Annotated in this window: 18 protein-coding genes and 1 tRNA gene; 8 read left to right on the top strand and 11 right to left on the bottom strand. The window is 72.4% G+C overall.

Going from position 1 to position 17251, the window contains the following annotated elements; genetic code table 11:
- Positions 1-119 precede the first annotated feature (119 nt).
- On the top strand, positions 120-1136 hold the full coding sequence (gene parJ / locus ABS735_RS09885) for a filament polymerization regulator ParJ (RefSeq protein ID WP_373906460.1): 1017 nt from the start codon (positions 120-122) through the stop codon (positions 1134-1136).
- Positions 1137-1323: 187 nt separating this feature from the next.
- Here the strand turns inward: parJ and mshC are convergent, their stop codons facing one another.
- From mshC to ABS735_RS09865, 4 genes are all read right to left on the bottom strand, one after another.
- The gene (mshC, locus tag ABS735_RS09880; protein WP_373906461.1) at positions 1324-2553 is read right to left on the bottom strand and encodes a cysteine--1-D-myo-inosityl 2-amino-2-deoxy-alpha-D-glucopyranoside ligase; all 1230 of its coding nucleotides are present in this window, start codon (positions 2551-2553) and stop codon (positions 1324-1326) included.
- A 111-nt stretch (positions 2554-2664) separates the two neighbouring features.
- Positions 2665-3495 carry an SCO1664 family protein gene (locus tag ABS735_RS09875; protein ID WP_373906462.1) on the bottom strand — a complete coding sequence of 277 codons (831 nt, stop codon included), beginning with the start codon at positions 3493-3495 and terminating at the stop codon, positions 2665-2667.
- Positions 3459-4049, bottom strand: a complete 591-nt coding sequence (locus ABS735_RS09870; protein WP_003977160.1) for a DUF3090 domain-containing protein — start codon at positions 4047-4049, stop codon at positions 3459-3461. Before ABS735_RS09870 ends, ABS735_RS09875 begins: the two co-directional genes overlap by 37 nt.
- Before the next feature lie 85 nt (positions 4050-4134).
- On the bottom strand, positions 4135-4821 hold the full coding sequence (locus tag ABS735_RS09865; RefSeq protein ID WP_373906463.1) for a histidine phosphatase family protein: 687 nt from the start codon (positions 4819-4821) through the stop codon (positions 4135-4137).
- Between the two features lie 61 nt (positions 4822-4882).
- On the opposite strand from ABS735_RS09865, the gene corA reads away from it, so the two are divergent.
- Positions 4883-5878 (top strand): magnesium/cobalt transporter CorA, encoded by a 996-nt coding sequence (gene corA / locus ABS735_RS09860; protein WP_373906464.1) that lies wholly within the window; start codon positions 4883-4885, stop codon positions 5876-5878.
- A 14-nt stretch (positions 5879-5892) separates the two neighbouring features.
- Here the strand turns inward: corA and ABS735_RS09855 are convergent, their stop codons facing one another.
- Positions 5893-6681 (bottom strand): ferritin-like domain-containing protein, encoded by a 789-nt coding sequence (locus tag ABS735_RS09855; protein WP_373906465.1) that lies wholly within the window; start codon positions 6679-6681, stop codon positions 5893-5895.
- Positions 6682-6919: 238 nt separating this feature from the next.
- Positions 6920-7975: an LLM class F420-dependent oxidoreductase gene (locus ABS735_RS09850; RefSeq protein WP_373906466.1), complete on the bottom strand. Its 1056-nt coding sequence runs from the start codon at positions 7973-7975 to the stop codon at positions 6920-6922.
- A 113-nt stretch (positions 7976-8088) separates the two neighbouring features.
- On the opposite strand from ABS735_RS09850, the gene ABS735_RS09845 reads away from it, so the two are divergent.
- Entirely contained in the window at positions 8089-9075 is a 987-nt protein-coding gene (locus tag ABS735_RS09845; RefSeq protein ID WP_373906467.1) for an aldo/keto reductase, read from the top strand.
- Positions 9072-11297: a helix-hairpin-helix domain-containing protein gene (locus tag ABS735_RS09840; protein WP_373906468.1), complete on the top strand. Its 2226-nt coding sequence runs from the start codon at positions 9072-9074 to the stop codon at positions 11295-11297. Before ABS735_RS09845 ends, ABS735_RS09840 begins: the two co-directional genes overlap by 4 nt.
- Positions 11298-11422: 125 nt before the next feature.
- Here the strand turns inward: ABS735_RS09840 and ABS735_RS09835 are convergent, their stop codons facing one another.
- On the bottom strand, positions 11423-12148 hold the full coding sequence (locus ABS735_RS09835) for a hypothetical protein (RefSeq protein WP_373906469.1): 726 nt from the start codon (positions 12146-12148) through the stop codon (positions 11423-11425).
- A gap of 47 nt (positions 12149-12195) precedes the next feature.
- Between ABS735_RS09835 and ABS735_RS09830 the strand changes: the two genes are divergently transcribed.
- Positions 12196-12384 carry a DUF5703 family protein gene (locus ABS735_RS09830; RefSeq protein WP_007388288.1) on the top strand — a complete coding sequence of 63 codons (189 nt, stop codon included), beginning with the start codon at positions 12196-12198 and terminating at the stop codon, positions 12382-12384.
- A gap of 96 nt (positions 12385-12480) precedes the next feature.
- Here the strand turns inward: ABS735_RS09830 and chpC are convergent, their stop codons facing one another.
- The 3 genes from chpC to ABS735_RS09815 all read right to left on the bottom strand — a co-directional run bounded on the left by chpC (position 12481) and on the right by ABS735_RS09815 (position 15129).
- Entirely contained in the window at positions 12481-13260 is a 780-nt protein-coding gene (gene chpC / locus ABS735_RS09825) for an LAXTG-anchored chaplin ChpC (RefSeq protein ID WP_373906470.1), read from the bottom strand.
- Positions 13261-13438: 178 nt separating this feature from the next.
- Positions 13439-13672: a chaplin ChpH gene (chpH, locus tag ABS735_RS09820; RefSeq protein ID WP_003977150.1), complete on the bottom strand. Its 234-nt coding sequence runs from the start codon at positions 13670-13672 to the stop codon at positions 13439-13441.
- A 131-nt stretch (positions 13673-13803) separates the two neighbouring features.
- On the bottom strand, positions 13804-15129 hold the full coding sequence (locus ABS735_RS09815) for a M20/M25/M40 family metallo-hydrolase (protein ID WP_256112319.1): 1326 nt from the start codon (positions 15127-15129) through the stop codon (positions 13804-13806).
- Positions 15130-15303: 174 nt separating this feature from the next.
- Here ABS735_RS09815 and ABS735_RS09810 point away from each other — a divergent pair.
- Both ABS735_RS09810 and ABS735_RS09805 read left to right on the top strand, forming a co-directional pair.
- Positions 15304-15391: transfer RNA gene (locus ABS735_RS09810), tRNA-Leu, on the top strand.
- A gap of 67 nt (positions 15392-15458) precedes the next feature.
- The gene (locus ABS735_RS09805) at positions 15459-15830 is read left to right on the top strand and encodes a YchJ family protein (RefSeq protein WP_373906471.1); all 372 of its coding nucleotides are present in this window, start codon (positions 15459-15461) and stop codon (positions 15828-15830) included.
- 21 nt (positions 15831-15851) lie between these two features.
- Here ABS735_RS09805 and ABS735_RS09800 read toward each other — a convergent pair whose 3' ends face one another.
- A complete protein-coding gene (locus ABS735_RS09800; RefSeq protein ID WP_373906472.1) occupies positions 15852-16553 on the bottom strand; it encodes a FadR/GntR family transcriptional regulator in 702 nt (233 codons plus the stop codon).
- Positions 16554-16690: 137 nt separating this feature from the next.
- On the opposite strand from ABS735_RS09800, the gene ABS735_RS09795 reads away from it, so the two are divergent.
- Positions 16691-17218, top strand: a complete 528-nt coding sequence (locus ABS735_RS09795) for a gluconokinase (protein ID WP_373906473.1) — start codon at positions 16691-16693, stop codon at positions 17216-17218.
- Positions 17219-17251 lie beyond the last annotated feature (33 nt).

The raw sequence follows: 17251 nt of genomic DNA, 5'->3' as shown, positions 1-17251 counted from the left end.
CGGACGCCGGGTACGGGGCAGTGATCCGTTCACTGCCCCGTGCAAAGGGGCTGCGGGCGGCCCCTCGGCACGCCGTAAGGTTGGGGGGTACGCGAGGGCACGTCGGAAGGAGGCGCTGGGTGATCGAGCTCGAGGGGGTTCCCGAGCTGGTCGACCCGGTCATGGTGGCCGCGTTCGAGGGCTGGAACGATGCCGGTGACGCCGCCTCCACCGCGGTCGCACATCTCGACAAGGAGTGGAAGGGCGAGGTGTTCGCGGCGCTGGACGCCGAGGACTACTACGACTTCCAGGTCAACCGTCCCACCGTCTTCATCGAGGACGGCGTCCGCAAGGTCACGTGGCCGACGACGAGGCTGTCGGTGGTCCGGGTCGGCGGTGACAAACCGCGCGACCTCGTGCTCGTCCGGGGCATCGAACCGTCCATGCGCTGGCGCTCGTTCTGCAACGAGCTGCTCGGCTTCGCCCACGAGCTGGGCGTCGAGCTGGTGGTCGTCCTGGGCGCCCTGCTGGGCGACACCCCGCACACCCGTCCGGTCCCGATCAGCGGGACCACCTCGGACGCGGACCTGGCCCGGCGCATGGACCTGGAGGAGACCAAGTACGAGGGGCCCACGGGCATCGTCGGCATCCTCCAGGAGGCGTGCACGCACGCGGGCGTGCCGGCCGTGTCGCTGTGGGCGGCGGTGCCGCACTACGTGTCGCAGCCGCCGAACCCGAAGGCGACACTGGCCCTGCTGAACCGGCTCGAGGACCTGATCGGCGTGCGGGTACCGCTGGGCGAGCTGCCCGAGGACGCGCGTGCCTGGCAGGTGGGCGTGGACCAGCTGGCCGCCGAGGACACCGAGGTCGCCGAGTACGTGCAGTCGCTGGAGGAGGCCCGGGACACGGCGGAGCTGCCGGAGGCGTCGGGCGAGGCGATCGCGCGGGAGTTCGAGCGGTATCTGCGGCGGCGGGACGGGGCGGGGCCGGGCGGGCCCGGACCCGGGGGTCCTGGTGGGCATGCCACGGCGGACGGGGGCGACGGACCGTCCGGGGCGCCGTTCCTGCGGGACAACCCGAGTGGGCGGACGCGGCCGCCGAAGCCGCCGAAGCCGCCGCAGGCGGGCGGGGACGACGAGGAGTCGTCGGAGGACTGAGCCCGGTCAGGTGTGAGTGAGGGGCGCTTCCCTGGTGGGAGCGCCCCTCAGTCGTTTTGGTGCGGGTCACTGCGGGGTGCGCGGACCGGCGCTGGGCGGGTGCCGCCTGCGCCCACCCGTGCCGCCCTGGGGGTACTTCCCAGGCCGTTCAGCACTGGGGGAGGCACGATTGCCCGCAGCTTTTGCGCTACAGCGCCACGCCCAGCAAGGCGTCCACAGCTCGGGAGACGACGCCCGGGGCGCCGATGTCCGTGCCGCCGGACTCCTGCTGGAGCGCGGCCCAGCGGTCGACCGCGTCGAGGGCGGCCGGGGAGTCCAGGTCGTCGGCGAGGGCCGCGCGGATCTGCTCGACGAGGGCCTCGGCGGGCGGGCCGTCGGGGCGGGAGACGGCGGCGCGCCAGCGGTCGAGCCGGGCGAGGGCGTCTTCCAGCACCTGGTCGGTCCACTCCCAGTCGGAGCGGTAGTGGTGGGCGAGCAGCGTGAGCCGGATGGCGGCCGGGTCGACGCCCTCGCGGCGGAGCCGGGAGACGAAGACCAGGTTGCCCTTGGACTTGGACATCTTCTCGCCGTCGAGACCGACCATGCCGGCGTGCACGTACGCCTTGGCCATCGGGAACTCGCCGGTGAGTGCCTGGGCGTGGGAGGCGCCCATCTCGTGGTGCGGGAAGGCGAGGTCGGAGCCGCCGCCCTGGACGTCGAAGCCCATGCCGAGGTGGTCGAGGGCGATGGCCACGCACTCGATGTGCCAGCCGGGGCGCCCGCGGCCGAGCGTGGCACCGTCCCAGCTGGGCTCGCCCTCGCGGGCGGCCATCCACAGCATCGGGTCGAGCGGGTTCTTCTTGCCGGGCCGGTCGGGGTCGCCACCGCGCTCGGCGGAGAGCAGCCGCATCGCGGAGGCGTCGAGGTGGGAGACGCCGCCGAAGTGGGGGTCCGCCTCGACGGAGAAGTAGATGTCGCCCTCGAGTTCGTAGGCCGCGCCGGCGTCGCGCAGCCGCTCGACGAGCGGGACGATGCCTGGTATGGCCTCGACGGCGCCTATGTAGTGCCGGGGCGGCAGCATCCGCAGCGCCGTCATGTCCTCGCGGAAGAGGGCGGTCTCCTGCTCGGCGAGGGCGGTCCAGTCGACACCGTCGCGCACGGCCCGTTCGAGGAGCGGGTCGTCGACGTCGGTGACGTTCTGGACGTAGTGGACCTGCCGCTTGGTGTCGAGCCACACGCGCTGCACGAGGTCGAACGCGTTGTAGGTCGCCGCGTGCCCCATATGGGTGGCGTCGTACGGCGTGATGCCGCAGACGTAGATGCGGGCGACGGGACCGGGGTCGAGGGTGACCAGGCCGCCGGTCGCGGTGTCGTGGATCCTCAGGTCGCGGCCCTGACCAGGCAGGGCGGGGACCTCGGAAGCGGGCCAGGCATGCATGTCATGAGCCTAACCGGACGGATGTTCCGTACACGAACCGGACCGGGCCGGATGGCCGGTAAGGCGCTCTTGCGCGAAACCGGCCGACGTGCTGATCAACCCCTCCGAACGCTAGACGGGCGGCCAGGGGATGGCCGGCCACTCGCCGCTGGGTTCGGGGTGCTTGCCGGAGGCCAGCAGGGCGTCGACACGCGCGCGCGTGGCGTCGAGTTCGGCGGGGGTGACGAGCGCGGCGAGCCGGGTCGCCAGGGTGCCGCCGTCCTTCAGTGACTCCTTGAGGGCGTCCAGGACCGCCAGGGCCTCCGTGGTGAGCGGGTCTCCCGCCCAGCCCCACAGGAGGGTGCGGAGCTTGTTCTCGGCGTTGAAGGTGACCCCGTGGTCGATGCCGTACAGCCGCTCCCCCGCCGCGGGCAGCAGGTGGCCGCCCTTGCGGTCGGCGTTGTTGATCACGGCGTCGAGTACGGCGAGCCGGCGCAGCCGTTCGTCGTCGGCGTGGACGAGCAGGGCGGTGCGCCCCTCGCCGACCTCGGCGAGGGCGATCCCCTTCCAGCCGGGGCCCGGTTCCTCCTCGTCGACCAGGGCGAGCAGTTCCGTGTCCGGCACGGTCTCGATCCACAGCTGGACCATGCCCTCGCCGTACGGCCCGTCGCGCAGCACGGTGGGCGGTACCAGGCCCCAGCCGGTGGCCTCCGAGACCTCGTAGGCGGCGACCTCGCGCTGGGCGAGGGTGCCGTCGGGGAAGTCCCACAGCGGACGCTCACCGGCGACCGGCTTGTAGACGCAGGCCGCCTCGCGTCCCTCGTGCGTCACCGTGCAGTACAGCGCCGCGTTGGACGCGTCACGGATGCGTCCGCGCACGGTCAGCTCGCCCAGGGCGAGCAGCTCGGCCGCCGCCGCGTCGGTGGTCACGCTCCGCGGCGGTATCCGTTCTGGCGCGGACATACGTGTCCTTCCGGGTCGAGCGGGAGGCTGCACAGCGGGCACGGCGGCCGCCCGGCGTTGACGACGTCGAGGGCGCGCTTGGCGAAGGCCCTGGCCTGCGCGCCGGTGAGGCGGACCCGGAGCATCGGCGGGCCGTTCTCCTCGTCCTGGAGGAGCCGCTCCTCGGCCTCCGCCAGGTCCTCCTCGGACTCGGCGTCGAGCTCCACGAGGGCCTGCGCCTCGACGATCATGCGCTGGTCCTCGCCGTCCCAGGCCAGCGCCATGGTGCCGACCCGGAACTCCTCCTCGACGGGGGTGTCCAGCGGCGCCGTGTCGGCGGGTCCGGTGGGGGCGGTGGCGGGGACGACGGTGCTGCCGCCGCTGCGCCGTACGACTTCGTCCAGAAGCTCGTCCATGCGCTCGGCGAGGGCGGCGACCTGGGTCTTCTCCAGGGCCACGCTGGTCACCCGGGAGCCGGCTGAGGCCTGGAGGAAGAACGTACGGCGCCCGGGCAGCCCGACCGTACCGGCCACGAAACGTTCCGGTTGGTCGTAGAGGAACACCTGACGGGACACGTCCTGTCTCCATGGAAGTCGGGGAAAGCGGAAGGTCGGGATCGGGGGCACTGCCGCGACCGGTTCACCCTACTGCGGCGGACGATCACGGTGCGCCCGCACCACCCCCGACCGGGGCCTCGTCGCCGGACGGCTCCTCGTGCGGGGCGAGGGAGGCGAAGTCGCCGGTGTCGCCGAGGCGGACGAGGTACGGGCGCAGCCGGGTGTAGCGGATCGCGGTGACGGAGCAGGGCTCGACGGAGATCCGCTGGAAGAGGTCGAGGTGGAGGCCGAGTGCCTCGGCGACGAGGGACTTGATGATGTCGCCGTGGGAGCACATGAGGTAGACGGCGTCGGCGCCGTGGTCGCGCTCCACGCGCGCGTTCCACTCGCGTACCGCCTCGGCGGCGCGGGTCTGCATGGCGCGCATCGACTCGCCGCCGGGGAAGGCCGCGGCGGACGGGTGCGCCTGCACCACCTCCATCAGGGGCTCGTCCTTGAGCTCGGCGAGCTTGCGGCCGGACCAGTCGCCGTAGTGGCACTCACCGATCCGTTCGTCGGTGTGGGCCCGCAGTCCGGGCCGGGCGTCGAGCAGCGGCCGGAGGGTCTCCTGGCAGCGCTGCAGGGGGCTGGTGACGATCTCGGAGAGCGGCAGGCCGGCGAGCCGCCCGGGGAGCGCGGCGGCCTGCGCGGCCCCGCGTTCGTCGAGGGCGACGCCGGGCGTCCAGCCGGCGAGCAGCCCCTCGGTGTTGGCGGTGGAGCGTCCGTGCCTAACCAGGATCAGCGTGGGCATGCGGCCAGGGTAGGCGTACGGCGCGGCGCAGGGGTGCCGGGACGAGGGGAGAATGGGTTCGGTGATCGTCGACTGTGCCATCTACCGGGACGGGCACCGCACGGACGGACCCGAGGACTTCTCCGACGCGCTCGGTGAGGCGCGGGGGGCGGGCGGGTTCGTCTGGATCGGCTTGTACGAGCCGACGGAGAAGGAGTTCGAGCTGGTCAGCCAGGAGTTCGGGCTGCACCCGCTGGCGGTGGAGGACGCACTCAAGGCCCATCAGCGGCCCAAGCTGGAGGTGTACGACGACTCGCTCTTCGCCGTCCTCAAGCCGGTGGTGTACGAGCCGGACAGCGACGCCGTCTCCACCGGCGAACTCATGATCTTCCTGGGCGACGCCTTCGCGGTCGTCGTCCGGCACGGCGAGGGCTCTCCGCTGAAGGCCGTACGGCGGCGGCTGGAGCACGAGCCGGAGCTGCTCGGCAAGGGCCCCACGGCGGTGCTGTACGCGATAGCGGACGCCACCGTCGACCACTACCTGGACGTGGCGGTCGAGCTCCAGACCGACCTGGAGGAGCTGGAGGCGGAGGTCTTCTCGCCGGACGGCGGCGGCTCCCGGCACACCGCGTCGCGGATCTACACCTTCAAGCGGCAGGTGCTGGAGTTCCGCCGGGCGACCGGTCCGCTCGCTCCGCCGCTGGCCCGGCTGGCCGGTACGGGGGCGTACGGCGGCGGTGTGCCGTTCGTGAACGACAGGGCGCGGCCGTTCTTCCGGGACGTGAGCGACCACCTCACGCGCGTGAACGAGTCGGTGGAGGGCCTGGACCGGCTGGTCTCGGACATCCTGTCGGCGCATCTGGCGCAGACGAGCGTCCGGCAGAACGACGACATGCGGAAGATCTCCGCGTGGGCGGCCATGGCGGCGGTGCCCACGATGCTGGCCGGGATCTACGGCATGAACTTCGACCACATGCCGGAACTGCACTGGGTGTGGGGCTATCCGGCGGTGATCGCGCTGATGGCCGTCCTGGAGGTGCTGCTGTACCGGCAGTTCAAGCGCCGGGGCTGGCTGTAGGGGGCCGGGGCCCCTCAGGCGACCTCGGGGGCCGCGGTGGCGGGTCCGCCGAGCGCGTCGCGCCGTTCGGGCGCCCGGAGTGTCACCATGCGCCGCCAGCCGGCCGCCCGCTCGGCGGCGTACATCGCGTGGATGCCGGCCGCGAGCAGCGCCGACCTCGCGCGCGACCAGCCGAGGATGCGCCCCATGCGGGCCATCACCGCGAGGCTGACGTCGCGGTGGACGCGGATCTCGGCGTGCGCGCACTCGCGCAGCGTCCGCCGGATGTACGGGCCGTGCCCGGCGGCGGCGTAGCGCAGCAGTTCCTCGTGGGAGTAGGCGAGGTGGTTGTCCTCGTCGGCCGAGATCATCCGGACCGCGCGGCCCAGGTCCGGATGGTCGGCGAAGTACTTGAGGAGCATCGCCATCTGTTCGGCGGCACGCTGCTCGGTGACCCTGCTGTGGGCGAGGTAGGTGATGATGTCCCGCACGGTCAGGGGCTGGTCGGCCTTGAGCTTCTCGTGGGCGAGGCCGATGCCGTGCCGCTCGAGGAGCATCGTGTAGTCGGTCTCGGGCGGTACCTCGACGGGTTCGAGACCGCGCTTCTTCAGCAGGGCGTTGAAGATCCGGCCGTGCTTGTCCTCGTCCGCGCCGTGCCGGGTGATCTTGGGGGCGAGGGCGCGTTCGCTCTCCGGCACCAGCGCCGCGATGCGCGCGTTCTCCCAGCCGCCCTGGGACTCGCCGCTGGCCGCGACGGAGCAGAAGAGACGGAACGACTCGTCGTTGTCGAGGATCTCCTGGAAAAGACTCTTGGCCGAAAGCATCGGTGGCACCTCTCTGCCGCTGCGTGGTCCGCAGGTAACGCACACTCCGCGATGCACGAGTCAAGTGCGGGTGCGGGAGCGCGGCAACAGGTGCGGCAGACGGCTGCGCCGAAAGAAGGACGGCGGGGAGCACCGGGAGGCGTAACCCCGCGCGTGTGGGCGCGTTGTTCCTCGTGACGGCCGTGGCGGGGAAGACCCCCCGAGCCCCCACCACGGCCGCAGAAACTTTCCCGCGGTGTCACGCCAGTCCGGCGCGCTCCAGGGCCTCGGTACCGGCGCGCAGGGCGGCGAGCCGCTCGTCGAGGGTGAAGCCCGCGGGGGCGAGGGTCAGGGTGGTGACGCCGGCCGCGGCGTAGGCCTTCATCCGGTCGGCGATGCGGTCGACGGAGCCGAGCAGCGTCGTCTGGTCGATCAGCTCGTGCGGTACGGCCTCGGCGGCGCCCTGCTTGTCGCCGGAGAGGTACTTCTGCTGGATCTCGGTGGCCTCCTGCTCGTAACCCATGCGCTGGGCGAGCTGGTTGTAGAAGTTCTGCTTGAAGCTGCCCATGCCGCCGACGTAGAGCGCGGTGTACGGCCGGAAGGTGTCGGCGAGGGCGGTGACGTCCTTGTCGTCGCCGAGGGCGAGCGGCAGGGTCGGGCAGATGTCGAACCCGTCGAGGGTCTTGCCGGCCTTCTCGCGTCCGGCGCGCAGGTGCTTGACGGCGGTCTCCTCCAGGTGGTCGGCGGAGGGGAAGATGAGCAGGGCGCCGTCGGCGATCTCGCCGGTCTGCTCCAGGTTCTTCGGGCCGATGGCCGCGATGTACAGCGGGATGTGCTCGCGCTGCGGGTGCACGGTCAGCTTGATCGGCTTGCCGGGGCCGCCGGGCAGCGGCAGCGTCCAGTGCTGTCCCTCGTAGGACAGCCGCTCCCGGGTCATCGCCTTGCGCACGATCTCGACGTACTCGCGGGTGCGGGCGAGCGGCTTGTCGAACTTGACGCCGTACCAGCCCTCGGAGACCTGCGGTCCCGACACGCCGAGACCGAGGCGGAAACGGCCCTTGGACAGGGAGTCCAGGGTGGCCGCGGTCATCGCGGTCATCGCGGGCTGGCGGGCCGGGATCTGGAAGATGGCCGAACCCACGTCGATGCGCTCGGTCTGGGCGGCGACCCAGGTCAGCACGGTGGCCGCGTCGGAGCCGTAGGCCTCGGCGGCCCAGCACACGGCGTATCCGAGCCGGTCGGCCTCCTGGGCCACGGCCAGATTGTCCGCGTCCATTCCGGCACCCCAGTAGCCGAGGTTGATCCCGAGCTGCATGGCCGATTCCCCTTACCGATCAGTAACGTGGCTGGTGCCCCGACCTTAGCGCGCGGAAATGGGTTGTCCACAGGCCCCCACAGGGCAAGCCGTGGCCAGTAATGTCGGCGTTCATGGAGCAGAGGCATCTCGGCCGCACCGGCCTGCGCGTGTCCCGCATCGGTCTCGGCACCCTGACCTGGGGCCGGGACACGGACGAGCACGACGCCGCGGACCTCTTGAAGACCTTCTGGGAAGCGGGCGGGACGCTCGTCGACACGGCGGACGTGTACGGCGACGGGGAGTCCGAGTACCTGCTCGGGCGCCTGATGGAGGGCCTGGTGCCGCGCCGGGATCTGGTGATCTCGACCAAGGCGGGCAGCGTTCCGGATCCGGACCGCCGCTTCGACGGTTCGCGTGCCCACCTGCTCTCCGCGCTGGACGCCTCGCTGGCCCGTCTGGGCACGGACCACGTCGACGTGTGGCACCTGCACGCCTTCGACCCGCACACCCCGCTGGAGGAGACGCTGCACGCCCTCGACGTGGCGGTGAGCAGCGGCCGGGCGCGCTACGCGGGGGTCTCCAACTTCTGCGGCTGGCAGCTGGCCAAGGCGGCGACCTGGCAGCTGGCGGCGCCGGGTGTCCGCAACCGGGTGGCGAGCACCCAGATGGAGTACTCGCTGCTCCAGCGGGGCGTGGAGCGGGAGGTGCTACCGGCCGCCCTGGACCTGGGCATCGGGCTGCTGCCCTCGTCCCCGCTGGGCCGGGGGGTGCTGACGGGCAAGTACCGCAAGGACGCGACGCCACCGGACTCGCGGGGTGCCTCGGACCACCTGGCGCCGTTCGTCGAGCCCTACCTCGACGAGACGGCCGGGCACATCGTGGACGCGGTGGCGACGGCGGCGGACGGGCTCGCGGTGACGCCGCTCCAGGTGGCGCTGGCCTGGGTCCGCGACCGGCCCGGGGTGGTCGCCCCGATCATCGGTCCGCGCACCGCGCAGCAGCTCACGGCGGCGTTGTCAGTGGAGACCCTTAGTCTTCCTGACGAGATCTGCCGGGCGCTCGACGACGTGTCGGCGCCCGTGCACCACTATCCCGATCACGACTGGAGCACGCTGTGAGCACGGAGCCCGAGCCCGTCTCGAAGGACACCACGGACGCCGTGGACACCGGGCCGGAGACCCCGGGCACGGCGGAGGGGTCCGCGCCGGACGCCGCCGAGCCGGACACCGCGGCCGGGGACGGGGGCGGGGGCGAAGCGGCCGCACAGGTGTCCGAGGTCGAGGCCGAGCTGGCCGCGCAGCGGGTCGAGCGGGAGCGGATCGAGCGGCGGAAGGCGGAGAAGCAGGCGCCGATCGACGCCGGGGGCAAGCTCAGCGGCACGGCGGCCGATCTGCTCGCCGCCGTACGCGCCGTGGAGAGCGGTGAGAAACCGGCGGCCACGGTCTTCGGCGCCCCCGAGGCCGCGCGCCGCCCCGCCCCGGAGCCGGTACGGCGGCCCCGGCCGGAGCCCGCCGAGCCGGCCGCCGCGCCCGCGGGACCGGCCGGACCGGCACCGGAGACCGTGCAGTCGGTGCGGCGCGTGCTGGCCGAGGGCGGCGCCCCCGAGTCGCTCGCGCCGCAGACCACCGCGCTCCTCGGCGAGGGCGCCGAGGACGCGCTGCGCGCGGATCCCTGGCAGCTGCTCCGGGTCGGCGGAGTGCGGCCGGAGCAGGCCGACGGGTTCGCCCGAGCACTGCTCGGCGCGGAGTGCGGCCCGGACGACGAGCGGCGCGGCCGTGCCGTCACCGTCTGGCTGCTGGAGCAGGCGGCCCTGGCCGGGCACACGGCGCTGGAGCTGCCACGTCTCACCGCCACGCTGGCCCAGCGGGGTGTTCCCGATCCCGACGCGGCCGTGCAGAGCACGCTCGCCGAGGGCGAGGCACTCGCCTTCCAGGACGCCCTGGAGGAGCCCGGCGCCCGCCCGGAGCGCACGGCGAGCGGTACGGAGGGCACGGACGCGGAGGGCGGGGAGGGCGAGGAACGCCCCGTCCGTGTGCTGATCGGTCTCGAGCGGTACGCGCTCGCCGAGGAGAGTCTCGCCGACGGTCTGGCCCGGCTGGTCAACTCGGCGCCCAAGCAGGACGGCCCCGCCGCGGACTGGGAGCAGGCCGCCGCCTCGGCACAGGGCTCCGCCGCCGAACTGATCCGTGCCGTCGCGGGCCACGGGCTGGTCCTGCACACCGGCGGCGAGGCGTCCCTGGCCGAGCCCGCCGCCCTGCTGCACGCGGCGCACGCCCTGGGCCTGCGGGCCTGGGCCGCCGCGCCCGGACCGCTCGGCCGCGACCGCTTCGCCGCCCTGCTGGGCGAACCGCCGGCCGAATCGCCCTCCTCGGTACCGACCGCTCCCGCCGCCGTCACCGTGACCGGGTTGCTGACCGGCGCCGAAGGGCCGGGGCGGGACGCCGACGGGGCGCTGGACCTCGATCTGCTCGTCGTGCTCGACGCGCCGCAGCTCGACGTCGAGGCGGGGGCCCTGCTCGCGGAGTCGCTGCCGGACGGGGCACGGCTGGTGCTGGCCGGGGACCCGGCGGTGCTCTGGTCCGTGGGCCCCGGGCGGGTCTTCGCGGATCTGCTGGCGGCACGGGTCTGCCCCCAGATCGCCTCGCGGCGCCCGGATCCCGGTCCGCTCGGCGAACTGGTCTCCGGCGTCGGCATCGGTGAGCTGGGCCAGGTGGAGGCGCCCGGCAAGGAGATCGTGATCGTGCCGGTGCGGGACGCGGGCGAGGCCGTGCACCGCACCGTCCAGCTCGTGGCGGACTCGGTGCCGCGCGCGATCGGCGTTCCGGCCGAGGAGACTCAGGTGATCACGCCGGGCCACGGCGGTGCCGCGGGCACGCGGGTGCTCAACGCGGCCCTGAAGGAGCGGCTGAACCCGGGCCCCGGCCGCTTCGGCGGCTTCGACCCCGGTGACCGGGTCGTCCACTCCCCCGCGCCGGGTCGCACGCTGCCGGGCCTGGTGGTGAAGGCCGACGCCGACGGGCTGCACCTGTCGTGCGCGGGCGAGACCGTGGTCGTGCCCAGGGACCGGGTGGAAGGATCGGTGCGGCACGGCTGGGCTCTGACCGCCCACCAGGCGCTGGGCGGCCGCTGGCCCGCGGCGGTCGTGGTGCTGCCCGGCGACGCCGTGCAGGCCCTCAGCCGCCCCTGGATCTACACGGCGTTCGGCCGGGCCGCCCGGCACCTGTCCGTGGTGCACGGCGTGGAGCAGGCCCTCCCGCGCGCCGTGGCGGAGATTCCGGCCAAACCGCGCACGACCAGGCTGCCGACGCTGCTCGCACCGCAAATCCCGGTCACCGACTGACCCGGGCACCCGGCCGGCGGTCGGCGGTCGGCCCGAGTGTCCCTGGGCGGCTACGGCGGCGGCCCGGGACGCCCGCGCCCGCCGCCGTAGTCGTCATGACGGCCTGCGTACCGTGGTCCCGCCGTTCAGCGGTCCGCCTCGAGGCGGGCCGATTCGCCGTCCTCGTCCAGGTCCGTGTCGAGGTCCTCGTCCAGCTCCGCCAGGGCGCTGGCGCCGTCCTCCTCGTCATCGTCGTCGAGGTCGTCGTCGAAGTCCTCGTCGAAGACCGCGCTGACGTCGAAGCGGCAGACCACCCGCTGCGGGTCGACCTGCTCGAACGGGGCCTCCAGCCACTCGCCGGGGTCGGCACTTTCGTCCGCGGCCGTCACCCAGAGCGTGGAGTCGCCCTCCTCCAGCCCGAACTCCTTGTGCCGGGAGGCGATCTCGTCCGGCTCGAACTCGCCGAACAGGAGGCCGAGCGCCCCGTGCACCGTGCCCGAGGCCTCCACGCCCGGCCTCTCCTCGTCCACCTCCTCGACGCGTCGCGCCTGTGCCATCAGCCGCTGTGGCTCGGCCACGGCGTAGTCGCGGCGGATCAGGACGCTCAGCGCGCTGGGTTCCTCGGGGCCCGTGTACGGCGGCAGCGTGTCCTCCCCGGGGATCTCGAAGGGGGTGACCTCGTCGTACCGGTCGTAGAGCAGTTCGTCGTACGCCTCCGCGGCCGCGGCCAGCTCGTTGAACGCGTCGTAGACGGCCGGGTCTTCCTCTCCCGACCGGCGTTCGACCGCGGCAAGGTGGCGGTCGAGCGCGGTCTTGACCGCCTCGGCGGCGGCGCGTACCTCGGCAGCGGTGGGCTGCGCAGCATCAGACATAGTGCAGACGCTATCCGTACCGGGCCCCAGCCCGCACAATAGATTCGATGCCGGAATACGAATTTGTCGATGTGTACCTACCGCGCGGGGTCACCCGCAAGGAGGCGACACGTCAGCTGACGGACCATGCCGAGTACGGACACTGGGAGTTGTACCGCCTGACCCTGCTGCGTGACGGCAGCCGCAAGGTGCGGTTGCGGCGGCGGATCATCCGCCAGGTGCGCGCCACCTGGTGATCCGGTGACCGGGACCGGTCGGGCGCGAGTGACGGAGGTGGATACGGAGCGGGCCCCGCCGACGCGGAGCCCGCTGCGTGTGCCGGTGTGCCCGTCTCACGCCGAGGCGCGTGCCTTGCGGTAGAGCACCGTGCCCGCGAGCAGCGCGCCGGCGCCCACCGGCAGGGCGAGGCCCAGCGGCAGGTCGCTGCCGGTCTCGGCGAGCGCCGCGTCGCCGCGGGGCTGGGCGACGGTCTGGGTGCCCGGCTGGTTGTCGTCGGTGGAGTCGCCCGGCGTCTCACCACCCCCACCGGACGGATTGTCCGGGGTGCCGGGGTTGCCGGGGTTGTCCGGCTTGCCGGGAGGCGTCTCGTGGCCGCCGGGAGGCGTCGAGTGATCCCCGCCACCGCCCCCGTTGCCGCAGTCGTTGCCGGTGGTCGGGTTGAGGACACCGACGACGTCGATGCTGTTGCCGCACACGTTCACCGGCACGTCGATCGGCACCTCGACGTGGTTGCCGGAGCCGACGCCCGGCGAGTCCGTGGCGTGACCGCCCGCGTGGGAGCCGCCGTGCGAGCCCCCGTGCGACCCGTGGTGGCTCCCGGAGCCGCCGTGTCCGCCCGAGCCGCCGTGCCCTCCGGAGGCGGCACCGCCGCCCTGGTTGGCACACGCGTTGCCCATCGCCGGGTTGAGGATGCCGACCACGTCCACCGTGTTGCCGCAGACGTTCACCGGCACGTGCCCCGGGGCCTGCACCGTGTTGCCGGACAGTACGCCGGGCGAACCCGAACTCGAACCGTGCGCACCCGAATCCGCGTGGGCGGTACCGCCGGCGGCGGCGATCACGCCGGTGGCCGCCGCCATCGTCATCAGGCCCTTGCGGGTGACCTGTCGCATTTCCTGAATCCCTGCCTTGTCCTGGTCCCGTGGTTCCGAGAATGCCGAGAGTGCCGGAATTCCGGCGTTGCCGTCGTCCCCTCGCCTCGAATGTCCCCCGAAAGGCCGTCGGCCCCGGAGCACATGGCGTGCGCTCCGGGGCCGGCGGAATCAGATCCTCACGGGGCGAGGCACAACGTCACTTGTTGATGCAGACGTTGCCGAAGGCGGGGTTCAGCAGGCCGATCACGGAGATCGTGTTGCCGCAGACGTTCACCGGCACGTGCACGGGAACCTGAACGACGTTGCCGGAAAGGACGCCGGGCGAGTGCACGGCGGCACCCTGGGCACCGGAGTCGGCGACGGCCATGCCCGCCCCCGCGAGAACCAGACCACCGGTGGCTGCCGCAGCGGCGACGACCTTCTTGAGCATTGTTCCTCCTAGTTGGCAAACGCGATCCCAAAATTGCCGATCGCATCACCTGTAACGAGGAGGGAGTAATCAGGCTACGAGCTTATGAGCGCATTCACTCGTCCCGGTCGCCTCCCGTACACACAGGCGATTCAGGACGCGTCGATGAAGCGGTCGAGCACCCGCACGCCGAACTGGAGTCCCTCCACCGGCACCCGCTCGTCGACGCCGTGGAACATGCCCGCGAAGTCCAGCTCCGGCGGCAGCTTGAGCGGCGCGAAGCCGAAGCCCCGGATGCCCAGGTCGTCGAAGGACTTGGCGTCCGTGCCGCCGGAGAGCATGTACGGGATCGCCTTCGCGGCCGGGTCCTCGGCCACCAGCGCGGACTGCATCGCGTCGACCAGCGCTCCGTCGAAGGTGGTCTCGACGGCCTTGTTGGCGTGCACGTCCTCGCGGCGCACGTGCGGTCCGAGGATGCGGTCGAGGTCGGCGAGGAACTCCTCCTCGTACCCCGGCAGGTAGCGCCCGTCGATGTGCGCGGTGGCCTCGCCGGGGATGACGTTGACCTTGTAACCCGCGCCCAGCTGGGTCGGGTTGGCGGTGTTGCTCAGGGTCGCGCCGATGAGCTTGGCGATGCCGCCGAGCCTCGCGATCGTCCCCTCCATGTCCTCCGGGTCCAGCTCGGTGCCCAGCGCGTCGCCCAGTTCGTCGAGGAAGGCCCGGGTCGTCTTGGTGACACGGACGGGGAACTTGTGCCGGCCGAGACGCGCGACGGCCTCCGAGAGCTCGGTGATGGCGTTGTCACGATGGATCATCGACCCGTGCCCCGCGGTACCGGCCACAGTCAGCTTCATCCAGTGGATGCCCTTCTCGGCCGTCTGGATCAGGTACAGGCGGCGCTGCTCGTTCACGGTGAAGGAGAAGCCGCCCACCTCGCTGATCGCCTCGGTGACGCCCTCGAAGAGGTCGGGGTGGTGGTCGACGAGGTGACGGGCGCCGTACGTGCCGCCGGCCTCCTCGTCGGCGAGGAACGCCAGCACGATGTCCCGCGGCGGCTTGCGCCCGCTGCGCAGCCGGTCGCGGACGACCGCGAGGGTCATCGCGTCCATGTCCTTCATGTCGACGGCACCGCGCCCCCACACGCACCCGTCGGCGACCTCCCCGGAGAAGGGGTGGTGGGTCCAGTCGTCCGCGTTGGCCGGGACGACGTCGGTGTGGCCGTGGATGAGCAGCGCGGGCCGGGACGGGTCCTCGCCCTCGATCCGGGCCACCGTGGAGGCGCGTCCGGGGTGGGACTCGAAGATCTTCGGTTCGAGCCCCACCTCGGCGAGCTTCTCGGCGACGTACTCGGCGGCCTTGCGCTCGCCCGGCCCCGAGTGGTCGCCGTAGTTGCTGGTGTCGATCCGGATCAGCTCGCGGCAGAGGTCGACGACCTCGTCCTCGCCGGTGACGCTCCTGGCCGTGCCCGAGTCGCTCACGTGGTTCCTCCCGCTGTCACTGCTGATGTCAGTGCCGATGTCACTGCCTGGTGGGTCCCCCTCATCCTCCCCCTCCGGCCGTCCGGGCCCAAGGAGGGGGTGATCGGCCACCCCGGAAAGCCTGGTAATGTTTACGTCGTCGCCAAGGGCAACACCCCGCGCGACAGACACCTTGTCCGGGTGGCGGAATGGCAGACGCGCTAGCTTGAGGTGCTAGTGCCCTTTATCGGGCGTGGGGGTTCAAGTCCCCCCTCGGACACCAGCTGATACCCCTGCTGAGCAGGGGTTTTCTGCTTTTCCTCGGCTGCTTCTCCTCTACAGTGGTCGCCATGACCACCCCTTCCTGCCCCTGCGGGCGGTCCGAGCCGTACGAGAAGTGCTGCGGTCGTTTCCACGCCGGGGCCGCCGTCCCGACCGCCGAGGCCCTGATGCGCTCGCGCTACAGCGCCTTCGTGAAGCGGGACGTGGGTTACCTGCTGCGCACCTGGCACCCGCGGACGCGGCCCGAGCGGCTCGACCTCGACCCGGGCATGCGGTGGACCGGGCTGGAGATCCTGGACACGACCGACGGGTCCGCCTTCCACGCCACCGGGACCGTGACGTTCCGGGCCTCCTACCGGGGCGGCTCGCTGCACGAGCGGAGCCGGTTCGAGCGGGTCGACGGGGCGTGGGTGTACGTCGACGGCGAGTTTCTCGCGTAGGACAGCCGGCCGGTCGGTGCGCTACGGCGCCAGGATGTCCAGCTCCTGCAGCGCGCCCTCCGTGATCTCCCGGGTCAGTCGCTCGGCGCGCTCGGCATCACGGGCGCGGACCGCCTCGGCGACCTGGACGTGCAGGGTGACGGCGGCCGGGTCGGGGTCCTCGAACATCACGTCGTGGTGCGTGCGGCCGGCCAGGACCTCGGCGACGACGCCGCCGAGGCGGGCGAACATCTCGTTGCCGGAGGCGGTGAGGACGACGCGGTGGAAGGCCACGTCGTGGAAGAGGTACTCCTCGAGCCGGTGACCGCGTGAGTTGGCGACCATGCCGAGCGCGCACTCGGTCAGCTCGGCGCACTGCTCCGCCGTGGCGTGCCGTGCGGCCAGGCCCGCCGCGACCGGTTCGACGGCCGACCTCAGCACGGTCAGGGAGCGCAGCTGCCGGGGGCGCTCGGAGCCGGCCAGGCGCCAGCGGATGACCTGCGGGTCGTAGACGTTCCACTCGCACTCGGGCAGGACGGTGACGCCCACGCGGCGGCGCGACTCGACGAGGTGCATGGACTCCAGCACCCGGACCGCCTCCCGCATCACGGAACGCGACACCTCGAAGCGCTGCGCCAGCTCGTCCGTGCGCAAAACGCTGCCCGCGGGGTAGGCGCCCGCTGTGATGTCGGGGCCGAGGGCGTCCAGTACGCGGCCGTGCAGCCCCCGGCCCGGTGTGCTCATGCACTCAGCGTACGGGGCGCGTCACCGGAATAAAAAGTCAGACTTATATGTCACAGACTCTTGAAGTCGTCGTACCTAATAGGTTTCAGTTACGTCGACATCACGTGTCGACGAAGACAGCAGACAGCGAGAGTGCGATGCAGCAACTGCACACCCCCCACGTCGTCGTGGTCATGGGCGTCGCGGGCACCGGGAAGACCACCATCGGTCCCCTGCTCGCGGCCCGGCTCGGCGTTCCCTACGCCGAGGGCGACGACTTCCACCCACCGGCCAACATCGCCAAGATGACGGCCGGCACCCCGCTCACCGACGAGGACCGCTGGCCCTGGCTGGACGCCATCGGCGGCTGGGCGCACGGGCGGGCCGGACTGGGTGGGGTGGTGAGCAGTTCGGCGCTGAAGCGGTCGTACCGCGACCGGCTGCGGGCCGCCGCTCCCGGTGTCGTCTTCGTGCATCTCACGGGCAGCCGTGAGCTGATCGAGGACCGGATGTCGCACCGGCAGGGCCACTTCATGCCGACGGCCCTGCTCGACTCCCAGTTCGCCACGCTCCAGCCGCTGCAGCCGGACGAGGCGGGAGTCGCGGTGGACGTCGCCGGCACCCCCGAGGAGATCACCGAACGGGCGGTCAACGCCCTGAAGGGTCTTCCCGAGCCGGTCCGGTAATCCTCCGCACCCGCTCCCCCGGGGTCGTGCCGC

This window comes from Streptomyces sp. MMCC 100 (assembly GCF_041538145.2).
Taxonomy (GTDB): domain Bacteria; phylum Actinomycetota; class Actinomycetes; order Streptomycetales; family Streptomycetaceae; genus Streptomyces.
This window is presented reverse-complemented; position numbering and strand designations above follow the sequence as displayed.

Excerpts from the sequence above, each read along its gene's own strand:
- mshC (WP_373906461.1), bottom strand. The coding sequence starts at position 2,553 with ATGCATGCCTGGCCCGCTTCCGAGGTCCCCGCCCTGCCTGGTCAGGGC.
- ABS735_RS09875 (WP_373906462.1), bottom strand. The coding sequence starts at position 3,495 with ATGTCCGCGCCAGAACGGATACCGCCGCGGAGCGTGACCACCGACGCG.
- ABS735_RS09865 (WP_373906463.1), bottom strand. The coding sequence starts at position 4,821 with ATGCCCACGCTGATCCTGGTTAGGCACGGACGCTCCACCGCCAACACC.
- ABS735_RS09855 (WP_373906465.1), bottom strand. The coding sequence starts at position 6,681 with ATGCTTTCGGCCAAGAGTCTTTTCCAGGAGATCCTCGACAACGACGAG.
- ABS735_RS09850 (WP_373906466.1), bottom strand. The coding sequence starts at position 7,975 with ATGCAGCTCGGGATCAACCTCGGCTACTGGGGTGCCGGAATGGACGCG.
- ABS735_RS09845 (WP_373906467.1), top strand. The coding sequence starts at position 8,089 with ATGGAGCAGAGGCATCTCGGCCGCACCGGCCTGCGCGTGTCCCGCATC.
- ABS735_RS09835 (WP_373906469.1), bottom strand. The coding sequence starts at position 12,148 with ATGTCTGATGCTGCGCAGCCCACCGCTGCCGAGGTACGCGCCGCCGCC.
- ABS735_RS09830 (WP_007388288.1), top strand. The coding sequence starts at position 12,196 with ATGCCGGAATACGAATTTGTCGATGTGTACCTACCGCGCGGGGTCACC.
- chpC (WP_373906470.1), bottom strand. The coding sequence starts at position 13,260 with ATGCGACAGGTCACCCGCAAGGGCCTGATGACGATGGCGGCGGCCACC.
- chpH (WP_003977150.1), bottom strand. The coding sequence starts at position 13,672 with ATGCTCAAGAAGGTCGTCGCCGCTGCGGCAGCCACCGGTGGTCTGGTT.
- ABS735_RS09805 (WP_373906471.1), top strand. The coding sequence starts at position 15,459 with ATGACCACCCCTTCCTGCCCCTGCGGGCGGTCCGAGCCGTACGAGAAG.
- ABS735_RS09800 (WP_373906472.1), bottom strand. The coding sequence starts at position 16,553 with ATGAGCACACCGGGCCGGGGGCTGCACGGCCGCGTACTGGACGCCCTC.
- ABS735_RS09795 (WP_373906473.1), top strand. The coding sequence starts at position 16,691 with ATGCAGCAACTGCACACCCCCCACGTCGTCGTGGTCATGGGCGTCGCG.